Source organism: Parafrankia irregularis (assembly GCF_001536285.1).
GTDB classification, from domain to species: Bacteria; Actinomycetota; Actinomycetes; order Frankiales; family Frankiaceae; genus Parafrankia; species Parafrankia irregularis.
In genome coordinates, this window is the sequence record NZ_FAOZ01000030.1 from 33,761 (window position 1) to 53,927 (window position 20,167).

The following is a 20,167-nucleotide window of genomic DNA, read 5'->3' on the forward strand; positions in this document are numbered from 1 at the left end:
AGGACCTACCGACATGACACCCACGCCGACCTCCATCCCGGACGCCTCCATCCCGGACGCCTCAGCCCGGGACGCCTCAGCCCGGGACGCCTCAGCCCCGGATGCCTCCGCCCTGGACGTCCCCGCGCCGCCGAAGTTCGCCTGGCTGGACGGGGAGCTGGTGGACTGGTCCGACGCGACCGTCCACGTCACGACACTCGCCCTGCACTACGGCATCGGCTTCTTCGAGGGGATCCGCTGCCATGACACGCCCGACGGCCCGGCCTTCTTCCGGCTCGGTGACCACCTGCGCCGCCTGGCCCGGTCGGCCGCGGTCTACGGTGTCGCGCTGCCGCACACCGCCGGGGAACTGGCCGAGGCCTGCCGCCAGGTGGTGCTGCGCAACGGGCTCACCGACTGTTATCTCCGGCCGCTGGTGTTCCTGGGCGCCGGACCGAACCCGCTCCAGGCACCGTTGCGCTGCTCGGTGACCGCGAGCGCGGCGGGCCCGCTGGTCGGGCCGCCGAAGGAGGGCGGCGTGCGGGCCCAGATCAGCGCCTTCCAGCGCTACGGCGCCAACACCCTGCCGCCGGCGGCCAAGGCCAGCGGCCAGTACCTCAACGCGTTCCTGGCGCAGCGGGCCGCGGTCCAGGCCGGCTACGGCGAGGCGATCCTCCTCAACGAGGCGGGCTTCGTCGCGGACGGCTGGGCGCACAACGTGTTCGTCGTCGCCGACGGCGAACTGGTCACACCCCCGGTCTGGAGCGGCGGCCTGCCCGGCATCACCCGCGACACGGTCCTGACGCTGGCCGCGGAGCGGGGGATCCCGGTCGCCGAGCGTCCGCTGGCGCGCTCCGACCTGTACCTGGCCGACGAGTGCTTCCTCACCGGCACCGCCGCCGGCGTGGTCGCCGTCTCCTCCGTGGACGACCGCGTGCTGACCGGCGGCGCGCCGGGCCCGGTAACCCGCACCGTCGCGGACCTGGTGACCGCGGTCGCGGCGGGCGCCACCGAGGCCCACCCCCAGTGGCGGGAGTACCTGCATTGAGCCGCCCGGACCTGCGGACGCCGTCGGCGGCGCAGGACGTCGCGGAGTTCCAGGAAGCCGAGTTCCGGGAAGCCGAGTTCCGGGAACTGGTCCGCGCCGCGGGCACGCGGAGCGTCGACGGCGCCGAGCGATGGGTGCTCGACCGGCACGTGCCGGCCTCGGCGATCGTCGAACTCGCCGACGCCGGCCTGTTCCGGCGGCGGTGGGACGGCGGTGCCACCGGCGGGCTGGCGCATCTCATCGTGCTGTCGCAGGAGCTGTTCCGCTGCGACAGCGGACTCGCGCTGGCCGCGATGGCGCACAGCGAGGCGTTCATCGGCGCGCTGCACCGCCACGCCCGCACCGACGAGCAGAGATCGCTGCTGGCGGCGGCGTTCGACGGCCGGGCGATCGGCTGCTTCGCGGCCACCGAGGCCCACGGCGGTTCGAGCCTCTCCGACCGGCTCACCGTCGCGAGCCGGCTGCCGGACGGCTGGCGGCTCACCGGGACCAAGCGCTACGTCTCCAACGTCGGCAGCGCCTCGCACGCGATCGTGACCGCCCGGGCCTCGGACTCGGCGGACGCCGACGACCTCAGCCTGTTCGTGCTGCCGCTGGACCTGCCCGGGGTGAGCGTCGACGGTTTCTTCGACACCGCCGGCGTGCAGGCCTGCGACGTCGGCCAGATCAGCTTCAACGTCGAGCTTCCGTCCGGCGCCCTGCTCGGCAGCCCCGGCATGGGGTTGCTGTACGCGTCGCACATGCTGCAGTTCGAGCGGCTCGCGATCTGCGCGCAACTGCACAGCGCGGCGGAGACGGCGCTGAACCTGGCGTCCGCCTACGCCCGGCGGCGAAAGCTGGGTGGTGTCCGGATGATGGACAAGCAGGTGATCCGGCACCGGCTGGCGCACGGCCGCGCCGAGCTCTGGAACCTGCAGAGCCGCCTGGCCGCCCTGGTCGAGATCGCCGTGACCGAGGGACGCATGCCGGGGCACGAGATCGCAGCCCTGAAGCTGACGTCCGGCAAGGCGGTCAGCGAGATCGTCGACATGTGCATGCAGGTGTTCGGCGCTCGTGGCAACACCAGTGCGTACCCGCTGGAGAAGCTGCTGCGCGACACCCGCATCGCGCGCATCGGCGGTGGCACTGACGAAGTGCTCGCGGACGCCGTCGCGGGCGTGCTCGACCGGCCCGACCTGGAAGCCGAGGCGGCGCTGGACCGCGCGGCCTCGGCCGACCTGCCGAACCTGGGCCGCCGGTATGCCCAGGACGGGCCGAGCAGGCCCGCGGCGGCGAGGGGGAGCGCCCCGACGTTGTAGGCGAACGCCCAGAAGTTGTAGGCGAACGCCCAGAACAGGTTGCCATTGATGGTGGCCAGGGTCCGGCAGGCGAATGTTCACCCACACATGGCTGAACGTTGCAGCATGCGCGATGTGCCCCCGAGGACGGGTCGGGACACTTCCCTCAGCCCGCCCACAGCAGGTCGCGGGCCAGTTTCGCATGCCGACTCGGAAGGGTTTCTCGTCGATGAAACTCAGGCTCCGTGCGCTCATGGCGGCCCTGGCCGCCGCCGTGACGCTGGCAACGTTCACCACGCTCGCCACCGCCCCCGCGGCGAATGCCGCCACGATTCCGTCCCAGGGATCGGCGACACTGCTCGACGTCGGCAACTGGAACGTCGAATGGTTCGGTGCGACGGGCTACGGCCCGACCAACGAGGCGCTTCAGCAGCAGAACGTCCGCGACGTCCTGGCGGGCGCTGACATGGACGTGTGGGGCCTCTCCGAGGTCGTCAGCACCTCGGCGTTCAACACACTCGTGGCCGGCATGCCCGGGTACACCGGGGTCGTCGCCAACGACCCGATCGTGACGAACGGTGCGCAGTACTACTCGGACTTCAGCAACACCGAGCAGAAGGTCGCCCTCGTCTGGCGCTCCAGCATTGCCACCCTGGTGAGCGCGAAGGTCATCCTGACCAGCCAGAACAGCAACTTCGCCGGCCGCCCGCCGGTGGAGTTCACCTTGCGCGGCACCTTTGACGGTGTCACCCGTGACCTCGTCTTCATCGTCCTGCACGCGAAGGCAGGTTCCACCCAGGACGCGTGGAACCTGCGCAACCCCGCGTCGCAGGCTCTCAAGTCCTACCTCGACACGACCTACCCCACGCAGGACGTCTTCGTCATCGGTGACTGGAACGACGACGTCGACACCTCCATCACCTCCGGGAACGCTTCGCCCTACGCCAACTTCGTGAACGACACGGCGCGCTACACGTTCCCGACGCGGGCCCTGTCGCTGGCGGGCGTGGCGTCGACGGCGAGCTACTCGGACTTCATCGACCACCAGCTCAACACCAACGAGGTGCAGGCGAAGTACGTCGCCGGCTCGGCGAAGGCCTTCCAGCCCCAGGCCTATGTCTCGAACTACGCGACGACGACCAGCGACCACTACCCGGTGCTGGCCCGCTACAACTACGTCATCGGGGGTGACGGCGGTGGCGGCGGTGGCGGCACACCCGCCAACGTCATCATCAACGAGGTGCTGGCCAACGAACCGGGCAGCAGCACCGCCGGCGAGGCCGTCGAGATCGTGAACACCGGTGGCACGGCGATCAGCATCGCCGGCTGGACCGTCCGGGACAGCTCGGCACTGCGGCACACCTTCGCCGCCGGTACGACGCTGCAGCCCGGCAAGGCGATCACCGTGTTCGGCGCGAGCTCCGCGATCCCCGGCGGCATCGTGGCGGTGGCGGCCAGCACCGGCGACCTCAACCTGTCCAACAGCGGTGACCAGGTGATCCTGCGGGATTCGGCCGGAACGACGATCCAGTCGCTGAGCTACACCTCGAGCCAGGTGAACTCCGACGGTGTCTCCCTCAACCGAAGCCCTGACGGCTCGGCGACCGGCGCCTGGGTCAAGCACAACACCATCAGCTCGCTGTCCAACTCGCCCGGCCAGCGCGCCGACGGAACGGTGTACTGAGCCCCGATCCACCGGCATGACCTGACCTCGGTCCACGCCGAACGCGAGGGGCCTCGACAATGTCGTCGAGGCCCCTCTTCGCGGTCCCGCTCGATCGGCCCCGCTCTCGGTCAGGGGCTCCCAGGCCTGGCGGGCGACCTGACGCCGTCAGCTCGCCGAGCAAGGGGAGCGGCCGGCGTCATCCACCGACCCCGCGGGTCAGCCGCTGACGCCGGCGAACAGGTTCCCGTACCCGAGGAACCCGTAGATCGTGGTGTTCGCCGGAGCCTCGTCGGAACACCATCCCCCGTCGGGGCCCGCCACGATCGTGCTCGTCTGCCCGTACTCGTTTCCGCCCGGTGTGGCGTAGGCGGAACCGTTCACCGGTGACCGGGGAACAGTGGAGATGTTCCGGAAACGGATCATCTTCGTCCCGGTAGTCGTGTTCTGCAGCACCTGCACCTGGATGCCGGCGTCCAGGACGGGGTTCCCGGACCACGACCTCGGGTTCTTGGAGACGGTGACCGACCAGCCGGGGAGGCTGGCAGCCCCCGAACAGGTTCCGGACGCGTGCGCGGGAGACGTCAGCACGACGGACAACAGCGCGAAGAACAGGGCTGCGACGACGACGGCAGCACGTGGACGCATGACTTTTCCCCTCCAGCGGAGATCCTGCCTGTGCAGGGACCGGGAGCCGCGGAAACAGGCCATACGTCCGTCCGACCTCGCCCGAGGCGGCCCCGGAACCGCCTCCTGCCTCGTGGGGTCGAGGTCGCGCGCATGACATCGGATCATCACGATCCGCATCAAGCATGAACGCTGAGGCCGCCCAACGCACGCAAAGCACCACGGGCTGCACCAGTGGCACCCCGTGCCCCCGGGTTGACGCATGCCGATATGGGAATATGATGTCGACCGTGGCGCGAGCAGCGACGACGTCGGACGTCTTCAACGCGATCGCCGAGCCGCAGCGCCGGCAGATCCTGGTGCTGCTGCGGGCGGGTGAGCGGCCGGTGACGGAGGTGGCCCAGGAACTGGGGATGACCCAACCGGGAGCGTCCAAGCACCTGCGGGTGCTCCGGGAGGTCGGGCTGGTGCGGGACCGCAGGGTGGGCAAGCAGCGCCTGTACGGCCTCGACGCCCGCGGGCTGCGGCCGGTCCACGAGTGGATCGGCGGGTTCGAGCGGTTCTGGAACGAGAGCTTCGACCGGCTGGACGCATACGTGCAGGACCTCAAGCAGGCAAGGCAGGAGGAGTAGCTGATGGGCACGACGGGACGAGGAGCGCCGGCGCAGTCCGCGACAGCCGACCGCGAGATCGTCATCTCCCGGGTCATCGACGCCCCACGGGAGCTGGTGTTCGAGGCGTTCACCGAGGTGCGGCACCTGTCGCGGTGGTGGGGGCCGGAGGGGTTCACCACGACCACGCGGGCGTTCGAGTTCCGCGTCGGCGCGGAGTGGGACTTCGTGATGCACGGCCCGGACGGGACGGACTACCAGGAGTGGATCTCCTGGACCGAGATCGCCCCGCCGGAGCGGATCGCGCTGCTGCACGGTGAGCGGCGCGGCGACCCGAACGCCTTCGAGTCGGTTCTGACGTTCGAGCCCGCCGGTGCGGCGACCCGGATCGAGATGCGCACAGTGTTCCCCACCAGGGAACTGCGCGACGAGGCGGTCGAGAAGTACCACGCGATCGAGGGCGGCCAGCAGACCCTGGGCAACCTGGCTGCGTACGTCACCGAGATTGTTGCGAAGGGCACGGAGCGCTGATGGCCGGGAAGGTGTTCTTCAGCGTTTCCATGTCACTGGACGGGTTCATCGCGCCCGGGTCCGCCGAGGAGCTGATGGGGCGGCAGTGGATGGAACTGCAGCAGTGGGCCTTCCCGCTGCGGTTCTTCCGGGAGAACCTGAAGCTCGGCGAGGGCGGTGAGGAGGGCCGCGACAACGACATCGCGCGGGAGACGTTCGAGCGCACCGGCGCGAGCGTCATGGGCAGGCGAATGTTCGATGCCGGCGAGCACGCGTGGCCGGAGGAGGCGCCGTTCCACACGCCGGTCTTCGTCCTGACCCACGAGAGGCGTGACCCCTGGGAACGACCGGGCGGGACCACCTTCCACTTCGTCAACGACGGCATCGAGCCCGCGCTCGACCAGGCTCGCGAGGCCGCCGGCGACCGGGATGTCCGCATCGCGGGCGGCGGCGCAGCGATCCTGGAATATGTGAACGCCGGCCTGGTCGACGAGTTCACGATCGCGCTCTCACCTGTGCTGTTCGGCTCCGGAATCCGCCTGTTCGAGGGTGTGGACGCGGGCCGCGTCGCCCTGGAGCCGGTTCGCGCGGAGACCTCGCCGCGGGTGACGCACCTGACGTACGCAGTCCGGGAGCGGTGACTGCCCCGACCCCATCGCTCTCCCACCGAGGCCCGCAGCGTTGCTATTGGACGTCGTACTCGTTTCGCCGCGCCGCATCGACCGTTGCGTCTTCTGGCGCGTGCCGGCTGCCCGAGGGAGCGGGGGTGATGAAACCGCGGGCAAGTTCGGCCGCCTGTTGTTGCGCGGCCGTTCTCGCCGGCCCCGGGGGAGTCTGGATGACCAGTTCGTGAATGACGGCGAGTACTGCGATCACGAGGGTCCTGGCGCGCAGTTCCGCCGGGCCGGGCGTTTTCCAGCGTCGGAGGTGGATCGCCACTTCGTCGGCCAGTTCGGCGACCAGGGCCTCGGTCATTTCCTGCGTGCGGGGCAGCGGCGGCGCGTTGTTGTAGGTGACGCGGTGCACGGGCGCGTCGTTCACCTCGACCAGCAGCCGGGCGAAGGACGCGGCGAACTCGGCCGGCCCCGGCAGGTCTCGGCGCCGAGGCCCGGGCGCGGGTTCTGACAAGCGCCCGGGAGAGGCTGGCAGCCGACGGCCTGATCGGGATCCTCGAGTGGGGGCTCCCGACGTCCGCACCCGCGGCGGCGGTGTGGCGCACCGTCGTGCGCCGCATCGAGCCTCCGGTCGCCCACGACATGCTGACCGGCGGCCTGGACGGGGCGCTGGAACGGAGCATGCTGCGTACCGTGAGCGACCGGAGGTACGCCGGCGGGCGAGCCCGGGGCATCGCGGTGACGCCACACCGCGCCCCGACAGCGAATGCGAGGATCAGCGGTACCGGAGCCGTCGCCGCGATGGCGGCGCCGCCAACTCGTCTGGAGATCGCATGACCGAGACGACTCCCAGCGACAGCCCGATGGATTGGATTGCCGATCACACCCGCCGCTATCTCGACAGCGACGGTACCGATGGGCACCTCTGGCACGGCATCGACGGCTCGTTCACCCAGGGAGCCCCGACGCTGCTGTTGACGACGCGGGGCCGTCGCAGCGGCAAGCTGCGCCGCACACCCCTGATCTACGGCCGGGATGGGAACGACTACATCATCGTCGCGTCGAAGGCCGGATTTCCCGAGCATCCGCTGTGGTATCTGAACCTGCTCACCCACCCGGAGGTCGAGCTGCAGGTCGGGGCGGAACGATTCCCAGCGAAGGCACGCGTGGCGGAGCCCGCTGAAAAAGCCCGCCTGTGGCCCACGATGACGGCGCTCTGGCCGGACTACGACGCATACCAGAGCAGTACGGATCGCGACATCCCGATCGTGCTACTCGAACGGATCTGAGCTGAGCCGAGCCGAGCCGGGGACCGGCTGACAGGCAAGGCGGACGAAGCCGGGTGTAGGTCGCCGTGGTTGAGGCGGTGCCAGCCCGGCATCGCGCCCGAGGCGGGCCGCATGGGCGCGGGGCCTCCAGAGATCTAGAAGTACGCTTCTTAGAAGTACAGTTCTAGCTTGTCTGTGAGCGGTGGTGACGGATGTGATCGAAAAGCCTGCGCACGTGTTCGATCGCGACTTCGAGTGGGGCCACCTGGCTCGCTTCGCGGCCCGCGCCGGCGGGCCCGCGCAGCTCGGGGTGGTCAGCGGGCGGCGGCGGCAGGGTAAGACGTTCCTGCTGGAGGCACTGGCCCGCCAGACCGGTGGGCTCTATTTCGGTGCCACCGAGGCGACCGAGACCGAGTCGCGGGCGCTGTTCGGCGAGGCGCTCGCGGAGGCGACCCGGCTGCCGGCGCCGCCGCGGTTCGCAACCTGGGACGAGGCCGTTCGGTACCTGTTCTCGGTCGGTGCGGCCCTTCCGGGTCCGGTGGTGATCGACGAGTTCCCCTACCTGAGCGCGGCGTCGCCGGCGCTGCCGTCGATTCTGCAGCGGGAGCTCGACCGCGCCGCTTCGGCAGTACAGCGGGGCGAGCCGGGACTGTCCCTGCTGCTGTGTGGCTCGGCGCTGTCGGTGATGGGCCGGCTGCTGGCCGGTAGCGCGCCGCTGCGTGGCCGGGCGAACCTGGAAATCGTGGTCCGCCCGTTCGAGTACCCGCTGGCGGCCCGGTTCTGGGGCATCACGGATCCGCGGCTGGCGGTCGCACAGCACGCCGTCGTCGGCGGCACCCCGGCGTATCGCAGGTTCGTCAACGACGACGTCCCCGCAGGTCCGGGCGACTTCGACGACTGGGTGTTGCGCACGGTTCTCAACCCGGGCAGCCCGCTGTTCCGGGAGGCCCGTTACCTCCTCGACGAGGAGGCCGGCGTCCGGGATACGGCGATGTACCACTCGGTGCTCGCGGCTGTCGCCAGCGGTTCCAACACCCGCGGCGGCATCGCGAGCTACGTCGGCCGGAAGGCCACCGACATCTCCCACCATCTGGGCGTCCTGGAGGACTGTGGGCTGCTGCGAAGGGAGGAGGACCTGTTCCGCCAGGGCCGTGCGGTATACCGGATCGCCGAGCCGCTGATCGTCTTCTACCAGGTCGTCATGAGGCCCCGCTGGGGCTTCCTGGAGAGTGGGCGGGCCGCCGCGGTCTGGCGTGACGCCCGTCCTCGGTTCTCCGCGCAGGTCCTCGGCCCCCATTTCGAGCAGCTCTGTCGCGACCACGCGGCCTTCGCTCCGTCCGACCTGTTCGGCGAGCTCCCGGGAGAGGTCGGTGCCGGTGTCGTCGCCGACCCCGAGCGCAGGACCCAGATCCAGATCGACGTGGCGGTGCTGGCGCCACAGGTGCCCGGCGAACCGCGCCGCGTCCTGTCCCTCGGCGAGGCGAAATGGGGCGATGTCATGGGCTCCCGCCACGTCGATCGACTCCGCCGCGCCCGCGACCTGCTTGCCGCCCGCGGCTACGACACCCGAGACACGACCCTGACCTGCTACAGCGGCTCCGGCTTCGACCCGTCGGCCACCGCCTCCACGGCCGACCGTACTGCGGCCATCACCCTTGACCAGCTCTACGAGGTGCCGTCACCACTTCAGGGCGCGTGACGCATGAAGCCCCGCCCACGAGCGCGCGGATGTCGGCGTGATCGTGGCAGGGCGCGCTTCGTGCGGGATGGTCATCCGGCAGACGCTGGACCATCTGTGGCACGGCTCCGGTGCCGGCGGGTGGTGTCGGTCATCAGCGGAACTGGACCAAACCGCCGCACCGCGCGGAATCGTCATGCGTTGAGGCCGGGTGGCGGCGTCCTGTCGGTGCCTGGTCGTACGGTGCGGCTGTGACTGTTCGGGGTGATTGCGAGGCGGCCGGCGACTCGGCTGGTAAACCCACCATGCCCATGGTGCCCCCACCGGCGGCATCGGGCGAGGGCCTGGCCGTCGCACCGCCCGAGGCGCGAAGGCGGCTGCCGGCCCAGGCGCCGGAGCCTGTGGTGGAGCCGGTTCCGGTGGTGCCGCCGGGCCCGCGGGCGCCCCGGGTGAGGCCCGAACAGCTCAGCGCCGCGCAGGCCCGCCGGCTCGCGCTCGCCGTCCAGGGCTTCGGGCGGCCCCGGCCCACCGCGCCGCCTGGGCGCCGCCACCTGCGCGGGCTGCTGGACCGGGTCGGCCTCCTCCAGATCGATTCGGTGAACGTGCTGGCCAGGTCGCACTACTTGCCGGGCTGGTCGCGCCTCGGGCCGTACCCGCGGGCCGCCCTGGATGACTACGTCCACCGGGAGCGCCGCGCCTTCGAGTACTGGGCGCACGAGGCGTCCGTCGTGCCGGTCGCCTGGCAGCCGCTGCTGCGGTGGCGAGCCGAGGCGGCCCTGGCAGGCGTTGGGATGTGGCGAGGCGTCGCGGCCTTCGGGCGGGAACGCGCCGACTACGTCGCGGCGGCACTCGCCGAGGTGACCCGACGTGGGCCGATCACCGCGGCCGAGCTGCCCGGCCCGGGTCGTGGCGGCGGCTCCTGGTGGGGGTGGACGGACGGCAAACGGGCGCTGGAATACCTGTTCTGGACCGGGCAGGTGTGCGCGGCCGGGCGCCGGGCGACCTTCGAGCGCGTCTACGATCTGCCCGAGCGGGTGCTGCCCGCCGACGTGCTCGCCGTGCCCACGCCGGAGCCGGCCCAGGCCCACCGCGCTCTGCTGCTGCACGCGGCGGACCGGCTGGGCGTGGCCACCGCCGGTGACCTCGCCGACTACTTCCGGCTCCCGGCCAGGTTGGCCCGGCCCCGGCTGGCCGAGCTCGTCGAGGCCGGTGACCTGCTGCCGGTGCGGGTGGAGGGCTGGTCGTCACCGGCCTACCTGCGCCCTGGGCTCGTCATACCGCGCCGTGTCGACGCCGCCGCACTGCTGTCACCGTTCGACTCGCTGATCTGGGAGCGTTCGCGGACCAGGCGGCTGTTCGGCATGGAGGTGAAGCTCGAGATCTACACGCCGGCACCGCGCCGTCGCTACGGCTACTACGTGCTGCCGTTCCTGCTGGGTGACCAGCTCGTCGCACGGGTCGACCTGAAAGCCGACCGGGCCGCCGGTGTCCTGCGGGTTCTCGCCGCCTGGGCACATGATCCCACCGAACCAGCCGAACTCGCCGCCGGTGCGCCGACGGCGGCCCCTGTGGTGGCGAGCGCCCCGGCGCCGCCGGCCGGTGGGCAGCCGTCGTCGGCGGTGGTGGTCGAGGCGCTCGCCACCGAGCTGCTCGGCATGTCGGCTTGGCTGGAACTCGGCCCGGTCGAGGTGACCGCACGGGGCACTCTCGCAGGCCCGCTGCGCCGCGCCTTGGCTGCGTCTCCGGCCGCGCGAGGTGGATGATCGGCTTGGTCAGTCGAGGCCTGGCTGCGTGCCCACCCCGTTCCTTCACCCGCGGTCTCGAGCTTGATCACGCGGCTGTCGACGCCGCTCTCACCCTGCACCTGGGCCGGGTCGTAGAAGGGCCGTTCCAAAGCCCGCACGAGATCGGCAGCGACTCGGCTATCAGCCGGGGGGCCGTCCGCTCCGGCGGGGATCGGCGGTTGCCGGTCGGGAGGGTTGAGTGGCCGATCAGAGGGGACAGAAGCCGGCATACCGTCGATCGGAGAGGAATCACCATGAAACTTCTGGAACGTCTCAAGGGCGACATACGGCGAGTCCGGTTGCGTCGTCGTCGGCGTACCGAGCACCCGGACCGTAACCCGCGCTACTGAGGGCGCAGACAGGTCTGAGGAGTCCGGGATCAGCCGTTCAGCCAAGCCCGGAGGCGTTTGCGGCGTGATCGCGGATGTTAGCGATGATCTCAAGGTAGTCGAGGATCTCGACCTATATGAGGTGGCGAGATGAATGGCTGACATCGTGGATCTGATCTATGCCGATCACGATTGGCTGCGGCGCCATTTTCTGTATCTGGACTATGCGACCAGCAATGCCGAGCTGAAGGCGGTGTGGGAGGTACTGGCGACCCGGCTGGACACCCATGCCGAGGCGGAGGAGACCGTGTTCTACCCGGCTCTGCTGAAGAAGGGGGAGGCCGGTGAGCCGGAGGACGAGACCGAGGACGCGATCGAGGACCACAACAAGATCCGCGCCGCTGTCGCCGACGCTCGTTCGCACGGCGTCGGAAGCAGGGCCTGGTTCGAGGCGGTGGGCAGGGCCCGGACGGAGAACGGAGAGCATCTGGACGAGGAGGAGCGCGAGGCGTTCCCGGATTTCATCAAGAGCACCGGGCCTGAGTTGCGCCACGAGTTGGCGATGCGATGGCTGCGGTTCTACGCCGAGCACCAGGCCGGGGCTGGGGTGAACACGGAAAGCAGGGATGCCGCGCGCTACATCGAGGTCAACAGCTGACCGGCCGGGGCTGTGGCGTTCGGCCGCCGACGCCGGGCGGACCTGAGGAGGAAAGGCGGCGATGCGTGAATTTCTCTGCCCCAGCTGTGGGCAGCGGCTGACGTTCGAGAACTCGCTGTGCCTGGGCTGCCGGAGCACCGTCGGCTTCGACCCCGAAACGCGCTCGTTCGCCGTCCTGACGCCGGAGGGGGTGCGTGCCGGGGGCTCCGGCGATTCCAGGTGCGCGAACCGCGAGATCGCCGTCTGTAACTGGCTCGCTCCGGTCGGGCGGTCGTCCGGGCTGTGTGTGTCGTGCGCGCTCACCCGCACGCGCCCCGCGGACGCCGATCTCCGTGCGCTGCCGGCCTTCGCAGAGGCCGAAACGGCCAAACGGAGACTGATCTTCGAGCTGATCGAGGTGGGCCTGCCGATCCGCGGGCGGGACGTCGATCCCGAGACCGGACTGTGTTTCGACCTGCTCTCCAGCAGCCATGAGCCCGTCGTCACGGGCCATGCCGGCGGGGTGATCACCCTGGATCTGGCGGAGGGCGACGACGTGCACCGCGAGCAGCTGAGGGTGTCGATGGGCGAGCCCTATCGCACTCTGCTCGGCCACCTCCGGCATGAGGTCGGTCATTACTACTTCACGATGCTGGCCGAAACCGCAGCCGGCCACGCCCGGTTTGTGGAGCTGTTCGGCGATCCCGACGCCGACTATCAGGCGGCCCTGGACCGCCACTATCAGGAAGGACCTCCGTGCGACTGGCGGCAGACCTACGTCTCCGCATACGCCACCATGCACCCGGCCGAGGACTGGGCCGAGACCTTCGCGCACTACCTGCATGTTCGCGACGCTCTCGACACCGCCGCCGCGTTCGGACTCGCTCCCGCCGCCGCCGCGTTGACGACGCCGCTGCCCGGCGCGGTCGGGTTCGGCCGCATCGTCGACCTGTGGCTACCGCTCGCGTGGTCACTCAATATGATCAACAGGTCGATGGGGCGCCCGGACCTCTATCCGTTCGTCCTCCCGGCCCCTGCGCTGGACAAGATGCGCCTTGTGCACGAGCTTGTCACCGCCGAGCGTGACGCCGGGAGTATGGCGTGAGAGATCACTGGACGGCCAGGAGGCAGAGGTCGTCCTCCCGTTTGGCTGGTTCGGCGACGCGGGTGAGGATCCGGTCACAGAGGTCGGTGAGGCTGTCGCACCCGAGTGGGCTGTGGTCGGCGACGACGCCGGCCAGGGTCGAGCCGGTTGGTGATCGAGGAGATGCGCCGGCGTTCGACGAGCCCGTCGGCCGAGGAACGGGCTGTGCACGTCGTCGAGGTAGGTCGATTGATTCCATCAGGGTCGGTCGGTGGCCAGCCGCCGGTGGAGGTGGTGGACAGAGATGACCGGCTTGGTCAGTCGCGTCGGACCGCGACGCCCTCGTAGCCGAACCCGATGATCTCCGGGCCGATCCGGTAGTTGTCGAGGCTCTCCAACGTCAGCCCGGCCTTCGTGACGAGCTCGTCGATGGGGCGGTCGAGGTGGCAGCCGCCGAACAGCCGGCCCCACGCCGGGGTGAGCCGTGTCTGCCAGCGGGCGACCCGCGCCCGCGGGGACCGGCCGTGCTCGGTGAAATGCAGTGTCCCCTGGGGCCGCAGGACGCGATGGACCTCCCGCAGCGCCCGGTCGACGTCGGGGATCGTGCACAGCGTCCAGGTGACCAGCACGTGGTCGACCGAGGCGTCGGCCAGGTCCAGCCGCTGCCCGTCCCGGCCGACGAACTCGACCGGTACAGCCGTCGTGGCGATTCGCCGCTGCGCGAGCCGCTGGCCGGTTGCCGCCGGCTCGACCGCCAGCAGCCGGGTGACCTGCGCCGGCAGGTGCGGCAGGTTGCGCCCCGAGCCGAAACCGATCTCCAGTACTTCCCCGCTCAGCCCGGCGGCCGCTCGGGCCCGTGCCGGGTCGACCATTCGCCCGAGCACCACGTCGATGATTCGCGGCAGCACCTGGTCGTCGTAGAACCCCATACCCCGCTCCTTACCCGGATCGCCGTCGGCCGGATCAGTGTTCATGTGGTAACAGCAGGCGGCGGGCCGGCGCAAGGCTGCTCGTGAGCGGGATGCCCCGCATTCGCGCTGTGGGCACCGGTCGCGCTGGCGGCGCGGACCAGCGCGGCGATGCCTCGGGAGCGGGAGTGCTCGTGCCAGGCGATGGCGAGTGTCGCCGGCGGGGCGTCGGTGATCGGTACGTAGGTGATACGTGGCCGCGGGTAGCGGGTGGCGATCGAGTGCGGCAGAACCGTGGTGGTGACCTGGAGGGCGACGAGGGCGAGGAGCCGCGGCAGGTCGGTGGCCTGGTGGGTGTCGAAGTCTCTCCGGGACGAACGGGCTTGTCGGTCGAGTGGTGGAGTCGCTGCGGCGGGCCGGATTCCTGCCCGCGATCGGATGCGCCGCGTGGGCCGGACCTTTTCCCGGCCAGGAATCGGACGCCGTCCGGCCGGTGGATTTTATTATTCCGGTATGGGGTTGATCGGAAAGGTCATCGGATGCATCATCATGATCGGCTTTGGTTGCGCCCTGGTGCTTAACGCCGTCGCTGGCATGAAAGCGTTCCTGGAACGTATCTGGCTACGCGTCCGGGGCAACTATGTGACCGGTACCGTGGTCGACGTCGATGTGGTCGAGGATCCGGACCGCTACACGCAGTACACGCCGACGGTTGAATTCGTCACTCGAAGGGGTGAACGGCGGGTCGAGAAGGTGCTGTACGCGACGATCAATGAGTGCAGCGTGGGGGACCGTGTCCGAGTCTTCTACCGGCCGCACGACCAGACCCAGGTCTTCGTCGCGGACTTTTCCCAGGGCCTCTGGATCATCCTGTTCTTCCCCTTCCTCGTCGCCGGTGGCCTGACGATGGCCAGTCTCGGTGTACTGATCCTGATCGGTGTCGACGAGGTCCACTTCGGCGGCGGCCGGGTCCTCGATCTTTCGCCGGATGTTGGTGAATAAAGGTGCCGGAATCCGCCGCGAGAAATGCCGTCGCGGTGGACTGAGCAACAAGCGGAAACTGTTCACCCACGATCGGGCGCGGCTGGGCCGCGTCCCCACCTTTGAGCTGGCCACGCTGATGGCCGGTACGGCGGGCGGCGACTCGACGGCCCCGGCGGCCCCGGCGGCCGGTGCGGTTCCCGGCCCATCGGTGTCCCCGTTCGACCTCGGCCGGTTCTATCCGTTCCTACGGCCGATGTCCGCCGCCGAACGCGCGATGGTCCGCTTGGGGGGTGAACCGAGTGCCGTCACGGCGTATGCGCATCGCCCGCTCCCCGGCGAAATGGGCCGGGATGACCAGCGCGTCCAGGTCCGCGGCGCGGCCGAGGATCTGTTGACGGGTCTGGGCCGCCTGCCTCGGGGCATGGCAGAAACAGCTGGACGCCTGCGGCTCCCAGAACTGGGCGGGGCTGTGGAGGAGATCGCCGACGAGGAGCGCCCGGTCGCCGGCCGAGTCGACCGTGACGACGCCGGTGCCGGGTGTGTGGCCGGGAGCGAGGTCGATCCGAAGGCTGCCGTCGATCGTGTGGGTGTTGTCCCAGATGTCGGCCCGGCCGGCGCGGAGGACGGGCTCGATCGACTCGGTGAAGACGGCGGCCGAGCGTCCTGGCTGCTCGACGAGCGTGTCGGGGTGAAAGAAGCGCAGGTCGGGCTCGGAGAACAGGTAACGCGCGAGGGGAAACGTCGGTGTCCAGCCTCCGTCGCCGTCCGGCCGGGTGTTCCAGCCGACGTGGTCGGCGTGCAGGTGCGTGCAGATCACCAGATCGATGTCGCGGGGCGTGACACCGACGGCGGCGAGGGCCGCGGGCAGGTCGCCGCCCGCTGGCGCGTTAGGCCGTGTGGTCGCCGCGCTGAGGCCGGTGTCGACGAGCACGAGCCGATCGTCGCTGCGTAGCAGCCAGGTCTGCACGGCTATCCGGACCTGCTCGGTCGCCGGGTTCCAGTGCGCGGGTGCCAGTCGGTCGCGGTGCTCGGTCCAGGTGCCCGGATTCATGTCGGGGAAGAACTCGGTCGCCGTCAGCGTCCAGTGTTCAATGTGCGGGATACGCGTCAGCGAGACGTCGCCCACCTGGAGGGTGTCCATGGCGGGAAGCCTGGCCGGCGCAGGGCGCATCGAGAAGAAGGCACTTTGATGTCCACTGCCGCAGCCGGTCCTGCGGTCGGTGATCCCGGTGCCCGGCCGGTCGTTGCTTCGACGCCCGGCGAGCGGACGGTCGTGACGGGGCGGCAGCGTGAGGAATGCCCGGTGACCGCGGTACTGCGCCGAGTGGGTGACAAATGGAGCCCTGCGGTCCTGCGGCTGTTGGGTGAGCGGCCCCACGGCTACAACGAGCTCGACCGTGCCATCGAGGGCATCAGCCGCCGGGTGCTGACCCGGACGCTGCGGGCGCTGGAAGCAGAGGGATACGTCCGGCGCGCCGCGCTCGGCGCTCCTCCGGCCAGGGTCGAGTACTCGCTGACCGATCAGGGGGCCTCGCTGCGCGAACTGCTCTTCGTGCTCGGCCAGTGGGCCATCGCCCACCGCCCGGGTCCCGTCCTCGAAGCCGAGACGACCTCCGACTGAGCTGAGTCGTCGGGTCGATCCAGTCTGCGGTCCGCACGGCCTGGGCATCCTCCGGGCCGAGGGCCATCACCGGATGGGCGGTGGCGGCACGTCGCCGGCCGTCAGCAGCGGGACTACAGAGGCGGCTGGGGCCGCGCGACCCTGGTCGAAACGAGAAGCGCGAACTGGCCTCGGCGGTCCGCCGCCCGAACGACGCGCGGAGCATAATGTAGGTACGTACCTACCGGGAGGCGGTTGTGGTGGCCATCGTGACCTCGCGAGAGTTCAACCGGGACGTGAGCGCGGTCAAGCGCGCCGCCGCCAGCGGCCCCGTGATCATTACGGATCATGGCCGGCCGTCGCACGTCCTGCTGTCGTTCGCCGAGTACCAGCGGCTCACCGGCACCGCTGGCAGTCTGGCGGATGCGTTCATTCTGGACGAGGAGATCGACTTCGAGCCGGTGCGGCCGAGGGACTCGGCGCGCGGGGTTGACCTGTGAGCTTCCTGCTCGACACCAACGTCATCTCCGAGCTCCGCAAGCCCGCGAAACGCAGGGATGACCGATTCAACGCCTGGGCCGAGAGCCTCTCGCCGTCGGACACCTTCCTCTCGGTCATCACCCTGCTTGAGCTGCGCGCCGGTATCGAGAACAAACGGCGGCAGGATGCCCGGCAGGCGGCTGTCCTGGATACCTGGCTGGACCATGGCGTTCTTCCCGCCTACGTAGGCCGGCTGCTCAACGTCGACCAGGCCGTCGCCGACTCGGCGGCGAGGCTCCACGTGCCTGACCGGCGCCCCGCCCATGACGCGCTGATCGCCGCCACGGCGCAGGTCCATGCCCTCGTGCTCGTGACGCGCAACGAGTCCGATTTCGCTCCCATGGGTGTCGCACTCGTCAACCCCTGGACGTCCCAGCCATAGGCGGACCCGAGCTTCTTTCCTCATCGAGGTGGAGTCGCGGCATCCCTGACCGTGCGCGGGTCAGTGGGAGCAATGCAGGTATCCCTTTTTGTCGTTGACTCGGAGTCGCGGAATCAATGGTGTGGGATGCGGGTCGGTGACGTATTCCCGACATTGCGCACCTCGCCCGTGCCGGTCATGGTTGTCGCCATGTCGGAGGCTTTCTCCTCGTGGAGCCCCTTCGGGGTGGTCAGCCATGTCGTGCTGGCCGGCCCCGCACTCGTGTTGTTCGTCCTGGGGCTGAAACTGATGGCCCTGCGTCTGCGGCTCGCGTTGTGGTTCCGCCTCCGCTGGGGGCCACCCCCGTCGCAGATCGCGCCGCCGGAGCCTTCCATGAACACCGATGGCGGCGAGGGCTCGGAGGCGCGCGAACGGGAGGAGCGGCTGGAGGCGGAACTCGCCCGGCGAAGAGCCGAATGGAGGGACAGGTTCTGGGGGCCGGCTGTCGCGGCGACCGTCCTGGACCTGGCGCACCGGGGCTACCTCCACATCTCGCGGGACGCCCGACATGGTCTGCTGGTCCAGCGGTCAGCCAAGCCCGTCGAAAAACCGCTGGCCGGGCACGAGAGCACCGTGCTCGACCTCATCAGCGCGGAGACGGCGACCGGCCCGCTTCCCGCCGACGTCCTGCTCACCGAGGCTCAGCCCGACGGCGAGAAATGGCACGACCGGGTCACGGCCGATGCGCTGCACCGGCCACGGCAGTATCAGCGGCTGGTGACGAAGCTCTGGGTGGCATCCGCGCTGTTCGGGCTGACCTACGCGATGATCAACGGTCTGATCGAGGCGGACTTCTGGGTCGCCCCCGAGGTCCGCACGGAGGACACGCTGAACTCACGCTTTCAGGCGTGGTTCAACGGATTCTTCTGGGGAGCGCTGCTGACCGCGGTGGTCACCGGCGTTTTCTACGCCTGGACGAGCGGGTGGCGCCGCTCGCTCCACCACGCACAGCTGAAGCGGACAACGAGAGCGATCGACGCCGAACCCGCGCTGGCGACAGCCACCGCGGACGAGATCGAGCGATTCGGGATCGCACTCGTGTACGCGGCCGCGCTCGGCCGCGCTCCCGCCGCGGCCGCTCCCTTCACCCGCGCCGCCGCATCCGGCACAGGATCCTGGACCTCCCACGGAGGGACACCCCGGTTCGTCACCATCGACCAGCCGTCGCCGTCGCCGTCGCCGTCGCCGTCGCCGTCGCCGTCGCCGTCGCCGTCCACCGACGCGGACATCGCTGGTTCCGAGACCGTGGTCGGCCACGTGCTGCGTTCGTGGACCGACTCGTCCGGAATGTGGGTTGCGCTTGACGAAGCCGACGGCCGCGGCGACCGGACACCCGCCCGCCCGATCGGCGGCCTCGTCGGCCCCCTGCCGAGACGCCACGCCCGGGTACGCCTGACCCGCCACAGCGGTCAGACCACCTGGGTGGTGAGCACCCTCGAACACGCCCCCGGACCACCGGTGTCCTGGGTGGCACTCCGCGACCTTCTGTCCATCGCCGAACTGGAGCGGCTGCTACCCGGGGGCAAGGCCAGGAGTAACGGCTGGGGGCGATGGGTGGTCCGTCATCCGCAGGCGCCGACCGTGCTGATCAGGGTCAGCCTGTGGGGGAGTCGGCGCCCGCCGGGCAGGCTCCTGCTGGCGCTGGGCGGCCGGCGCCGCCACCAGCCCACACCCGGCACGGCGGACGTCGCGGGCCGCCACCATGCCATCGTCCGTGTCGGGGACGTCACCGCTCTCGTGCTGGCCATCGACCGGCACAGGACGGATCGACAGGACACGATCGCCGCCCTGATCTGGCTCATCGCCGCCCGGCTCGGCGCGCCCGTCGGCGACCCTCCTCCAGCCCTCTCCGGCCACTCCGGCCCCGCCGGCCCTGTCGACACCGCCGGCCCCGCCGGCACCGAAGAGGATCGGCCGTCGCCGGCATCGCCTTCGTAGCCGTTCCACCTGGCACTGGTCAGCCGGGCCGCCGGCCGTGACCGGCGGCTGCTCGGAGCAGCGGCATGAGGATGACGTCGACGATGGACCGCAGGGCGGCGTCCGACGGTGTCCCCGTCACGAGTATCTCGTGGCGGACGAGGTCGATCGGGAGTGCCAGCAGACGGCTGGGCAGGGGCGCGTCGCCGAGCTCGCCGCGTTGCCGCGCGCGGTCGACGATCGGCTGGACCAGCTGGGTGCCACGGGCCACCAGCAGCTCCCGCAACGACTCGGCGGCTGAGGGCGGCAGCTCGGCCATCAGAGTGAGCAGCACAGAGCGGTCACTGGCGTCGACGACCGTTCGCACCTGCTCCAGCAGCGCCAGCAGGTCGCCGGCGAGACTCCCGGTGTCGGGCGACACGATTGTCGTCGCGTTCGCTCGCACGGTGGCCGCGGCGACCATCTCGGCCTTGGTCGGCCAGCGGCGGTAGAGCACGGGCTTGCTGGTCTCGGCGCGTGCCGCGACGCCCTCGAAGGTGAGTCCGGCGTAGCCGTGCTCGGCGAGCTCGGCGGTGACCGCTTCGAGGATCGCCTGCTCCAGGGCCTCGCCACGTCGTCTGGTTGTCTTCGCCACAGCCCTGTAGGATACGCTACGTTTCTAAATTAAGATACGATCCGTTTCTTATGG

At 70.2% G+C, this 20,167-nt stretch carries 22 protein-coding genes; 17 read left to right on the plus strand and 5 right to left on the minus strand.

The genetic code is table 11. The annotated features are described in order from the left end of the window. Nucleotides 1–13 precede the first annotated feature (13 nt). The 3 genes from AWX74_RS40295 to AWX74_RS30575 all read left to right on the plus strand — a co-directional run bounded on the left by AWX74_RS40295 (nucleotide 14) and on the right by AWX74_RS30575 (nucleotide 3,988). The gene (locus tag AWX74_RS40295; RefSeq protein WP_091283865.1) at nucleotides 14–1,027 is read left to right on the plus strand and encodes a branched-chain amino acid transaminase; all 1,014 of its coding nucleotides are present in this window, start codon (nucleotides 14–16) and stop codon (nucleotides 1,025–1,027) included. After that, the gene (locus AWX74_RS30570; RefSeq protein WP_091283868.1) at nucleotides 1,006–2,325 is read left to right on the plus strand and encodes an acyl-CoA dehydrogenase family protein; all 1,320 of its coding nucleotides are present in this window, start codon (nucleotides 1,006–1,008) and stop codon (nucleotides 2,323–2,325) included. The genes AWX74_RS40295 and AWX74_RS30570 overlap by 22 nt, the downstream gene beginning before the upstream one ends. A 208-nt stretch (nucleotides 2,326–2,533) precedes the next feature. Next, nucleotides 2,534–3,988, plus strand: a complete 1,455-nt coding sequence (locus AWX74_RS30575; protein ID WP_091283964.1) for a lamin tail domain-containing protein — start codon at nucleotides 2,534–2,536, stop codon at nucleotides 3,986–3,988. A 198-nt stretch (nucleotides 3,989–4,186) separates the two neighbouring features. On the opposite strand, the gene AWX74_RS30580 is transcribed toward AWX74_RS30575, so the two are convergent. Continuing rightward, nucleotides 4,187–4,615 (minus strand): hypothetical protein, encoded by a 429-nt coding sequence (locus tag AWX74_RS30580; RefSeq protein WP_091283870.1) that lies wholly within the window; start codon nucleotides 4,613–4,615, stop codon nucleotides 4,187–4,189. Nucleotides 4,616–4,875: 260 nt separating this feature from the next. On the opposite strand from AWX74_RS30580, the gene AWX74_RS30585 reads away from it, so the two are divergent. From AWX74_RS30585 to AWX74_RS30595, 3 genes are read left to right on the plus strand one after another with little or no spacing between them, the layout of a single operon-like run. Next, nucleotides 4,876–5,226 (plus strand): ArsR/SmtB family transcription factor, encoded by a 351-nt coding sequence (locus tag AWX74_RS30585; protein ID WP_226931297.1) that lies wholly within the window; start codon nucleotides 4,876–4,878, stop codon nucleotides 5,224–5,226. 3 nt (nucleotides 5,227–5,229) lie between these two features. Further along, entirely contained in the window at nucleotides 5,230–5,736 is a 507-nt protein-coding gene (locus AWX74_RS30590) for an SRPBCC family protein (RefSeq protein WP_091283872.1), read from the plus strand. Next, the gene (locus tag AWX74_RS30595) at nucleotides 5,736–6,356 is read left to right on the plus strand and encodes a dihydrofolate reductase family protein (protein WP_091283874.1); all 621 of its coding nucleotides are present in this window, start codon (nucleotides 5,736–5,738) and stop codon (nucleotides 6,354–6,356) included. The genes AWX74_RS30590 and AWX74_RS30595 overlap by 1 nt, the downstream gene beginning before the upstream one ends. Nucleotides 6,357–6,399: 43 nt before the next feature. Here AWX74_RS30595 and AWX74_RS30600 read toward each other — a convergent pair whose 3' ends face one another. Continuing rightward, nucleotides 6,400–6,756: a hypothetical protein gene (locus tag AWX74_RS30600; RefSeq protein WP_131799577.1), complete on the minus strand. Its 357-nt coding sequence runs from the start codon at nucleotides 6,754–6,756 to the stop codon at nucleotides 6,400–6,402. 182 nt (nucleotides 6,757–6,938) lie between these two features. Here AWX74_RS30600 and AWX74_RS30605 point away from each other — a divergent pair, with 182 nt between their 5' ends. The 6 genes from AWX74_RS30605 to AWX74_RS30630 all read left to right on the plus strand — a co-directional run bounded on the left by AWX74_RS30605 (nucleotide 6,939) and on the right by AWX74_RS30630 (nucleotide 13,130). Next, the gene (locus tag AWX74_RS30605; protein WP_165615848.1) at nucleotides 6,939–7,166 is read left to right on the plus strand and encodes a hypothetical protein; all 228 of its coding nucleotides are present in this window, start codon (nucleotides 6,939–6,941) and stop codon (nucleotides 7,164–7,166) included. Next, a complete protein-coding gene (locus AWX74_RS30610) occupies nucleotides 7,163–7,618 on the plus strand; it encodes a nitroreductase family deazaflavin-dependent oxidoreductase (RefSeq protein ID WP_091283880.1) in 456 nt (151 codons plus the stop codon). The genes AWX74_RS30605 and AWX74_RS30610 overlap by 4 nt, the downstream gene beginning before the upstream one ends. A gap of 193 nt (nucleotides 7,619–7,811) precedes the next feature. Further along, on the plus strand, nucleotides 7,812–9,296 hold the full coding sequence (locus tag AWX74_RS30615; protein ID WP_091283882.1) for an AAA family ATPase: 1,485 nt from the start codon (nucleotides 7,812–7,814) through the stop codon (nucleotides 9,294–9,296). A 383-nt stretch (nucleotides 9,297–9,679) separates the two neighbouring features. Further along, complete coding sequence (locus AWX74_RS30620) at nucleotides 9,680–11,038, plus strand: winged helix-turn-helix domain-containing protein (RefSeq protein ID WP_242666487.1); 1,359 nt, start codon at nucleotides 9,680–9,682, stop codon at nucleotides 11,036–11,038. A gap of 504 nt (nucleotides 11,039–11,542) precedes the next feature. Then, entirely contained in the window at nucleotides 11,543–12,046 is a 504-nt protein-coding gene (locus tag AWX74_RS30625) for a hemerythrin domain-containing protein (RefSeq protein ID WP_054569513.1), read from the plus strand. A 61-nt stretch (nucleotides 12,047–12,107) separates the two neighbouring features. Beyond that, nucleotides 12,108–13,130 carry a zinc-binding metallopeptidase family protein gene (locus AWX74_RS30630; protein ID WP_091283885.1) on the plus strand — a complete coding sequence of 341 codons (1,023 nt, stop codon included), beginning with the start codon at nucleotides 12,108–12,110 and terminating at the stop codon, nucleotides 13,128–13,130. Nucleotides 13,131–13,426: 296 nt separating this feature from the next. Here the strand turns inward: AWX74_RS30630 and AWX74_RS30635 are convergent, their stop codons facing one another. Next, the gene (locus tag AWX74_RS30635; RefSeq protein WP_091283887.1) at nucleotides 13,427–14,038 is read right to left on the minus strand and encodes a class I SAM-dependent methyltransferase; all 612 of its coding nucleotides are present in this window, start codon (nucleotides 14,036–14,038) and stop codon (nucleotides 13,427–13,429) included. Between the two features lie 426 nt (nucleotides 14,039–14,464). Between AWX74_RS30635 and AWX74_RS30640 the strand changes: the two genes are divergently transcribed. After that, nucleotides 14,465–15,019, plus strand: coding sequence for a DUF3592 domain-containing protein (locus tag AWX74_RS30640; protein ID WP_165615849.1), 555 nt, complete (start codon nucleotides 14,465–14,467; stop codon nucleotides 15,017–15,019). 226 nt (nucleotides 15,020–15,245) lie between these two features. Here the strand turns inward: AWX74_RS30640 and AWX74_RS30645 are convergent, their stop codons facing one another. Next, nucleotides 15,246–16,142 (minus strand): MBL fold metallo-hydrolase, encoded by an 897-nt coding sequence (locus tag AWX74_RS30645; protein WP_091283891.1) that lies wholly within the window; start codon nucleotides 16,140–16,142, stop codon nucleotides 15,246–15,248. A 48-nt stretch (nucleotides 16,143–16,190) separates the two neighbouring features. Here AWX74_RS30645 and AWX74_RS30650 point away from each other — a divergent pair, with 48 nt between their 5' ends. The 4 genes from AWX74_RS30650 to AWX74_RS30665 all read left to right on the plus strand — a co-directional run bounded on the left by AWX74_RS30650 (nucleotide 16,191) and on the right by AWX74_RS30665 (nucleotide 19,500). Further along, nucleotides 16,191–16,622 (plus strand): winged helix-turn-helix transcriptional regulator, encoded by a 432-nt coding sequence (locus AWX74_RS30650; protein WP_091283893.1) that lies wholly within the window; start codon nucleotides 16,191–16,193, stop codon nucleotides 16,620–16,622. Nucleotides 16,623–16,870: 248 nt separating this feature from the next. Next, on the plus strand, nucleotides 16,871–17,101 hold the full coding sequence (locus AWX74_RS30655; RefSeq protein ID WP_242666488.1) for a type II toxin-antitoxin system Phd/YefM family antitoxin: 231 nt from the start codon (nucleotides 16,871–16,873) through the stop codon (nucleotides 17,099–17,101). After that, entirely contained in the window at nucleotides 17,098–17,523 is a 426-nt protein-coding gene (locus AWX74_RS30660) for a type II toxin-antitoxin system VapC family toxin (protein ID WP_091283895.1), read from the plus strand. The genes AWX74_RS30655 and AWX74_RS30660 overlap by 4 nt, the downstream gene beginning before the upstream one ends. Nucleotides 17,524–17,712: 189 nt before the next feature. Further along, complete coding sequence (locus AWX74_RS30665; RefSeq protein ID WP_226931300.1) at nucleotides 17,713–19,500, plus strand: DUF2207 domain-containing protein; 1,788 nt, start codon at nucleotides 17,713–17,715, stop codon at nucleotides 19,498–19,500. A gap of 19 nt (nucleotides 19,501–19,519) precedes the next feature. Here AWX74_RS30665 and AWX74_RS30670 read toward each other — a convergent pair whose 3' ends face one another. Further along, the gene (locus AWX74_RS30670; RefSeq protein ID WP_091283898.1) at nucleotides 19,520–20,113 is read right to left on the minus strand and encodes a TetR/AcrR family transcriptional regulator; all 594 of its coding nucleotides are present in this window, start codon (nucleotides 20,111–20,113) and stop codon (nucleotides 19,520–19,522) included. Nucleotides 20,114–20,167 lie beyond the last annotated feature (54 nt).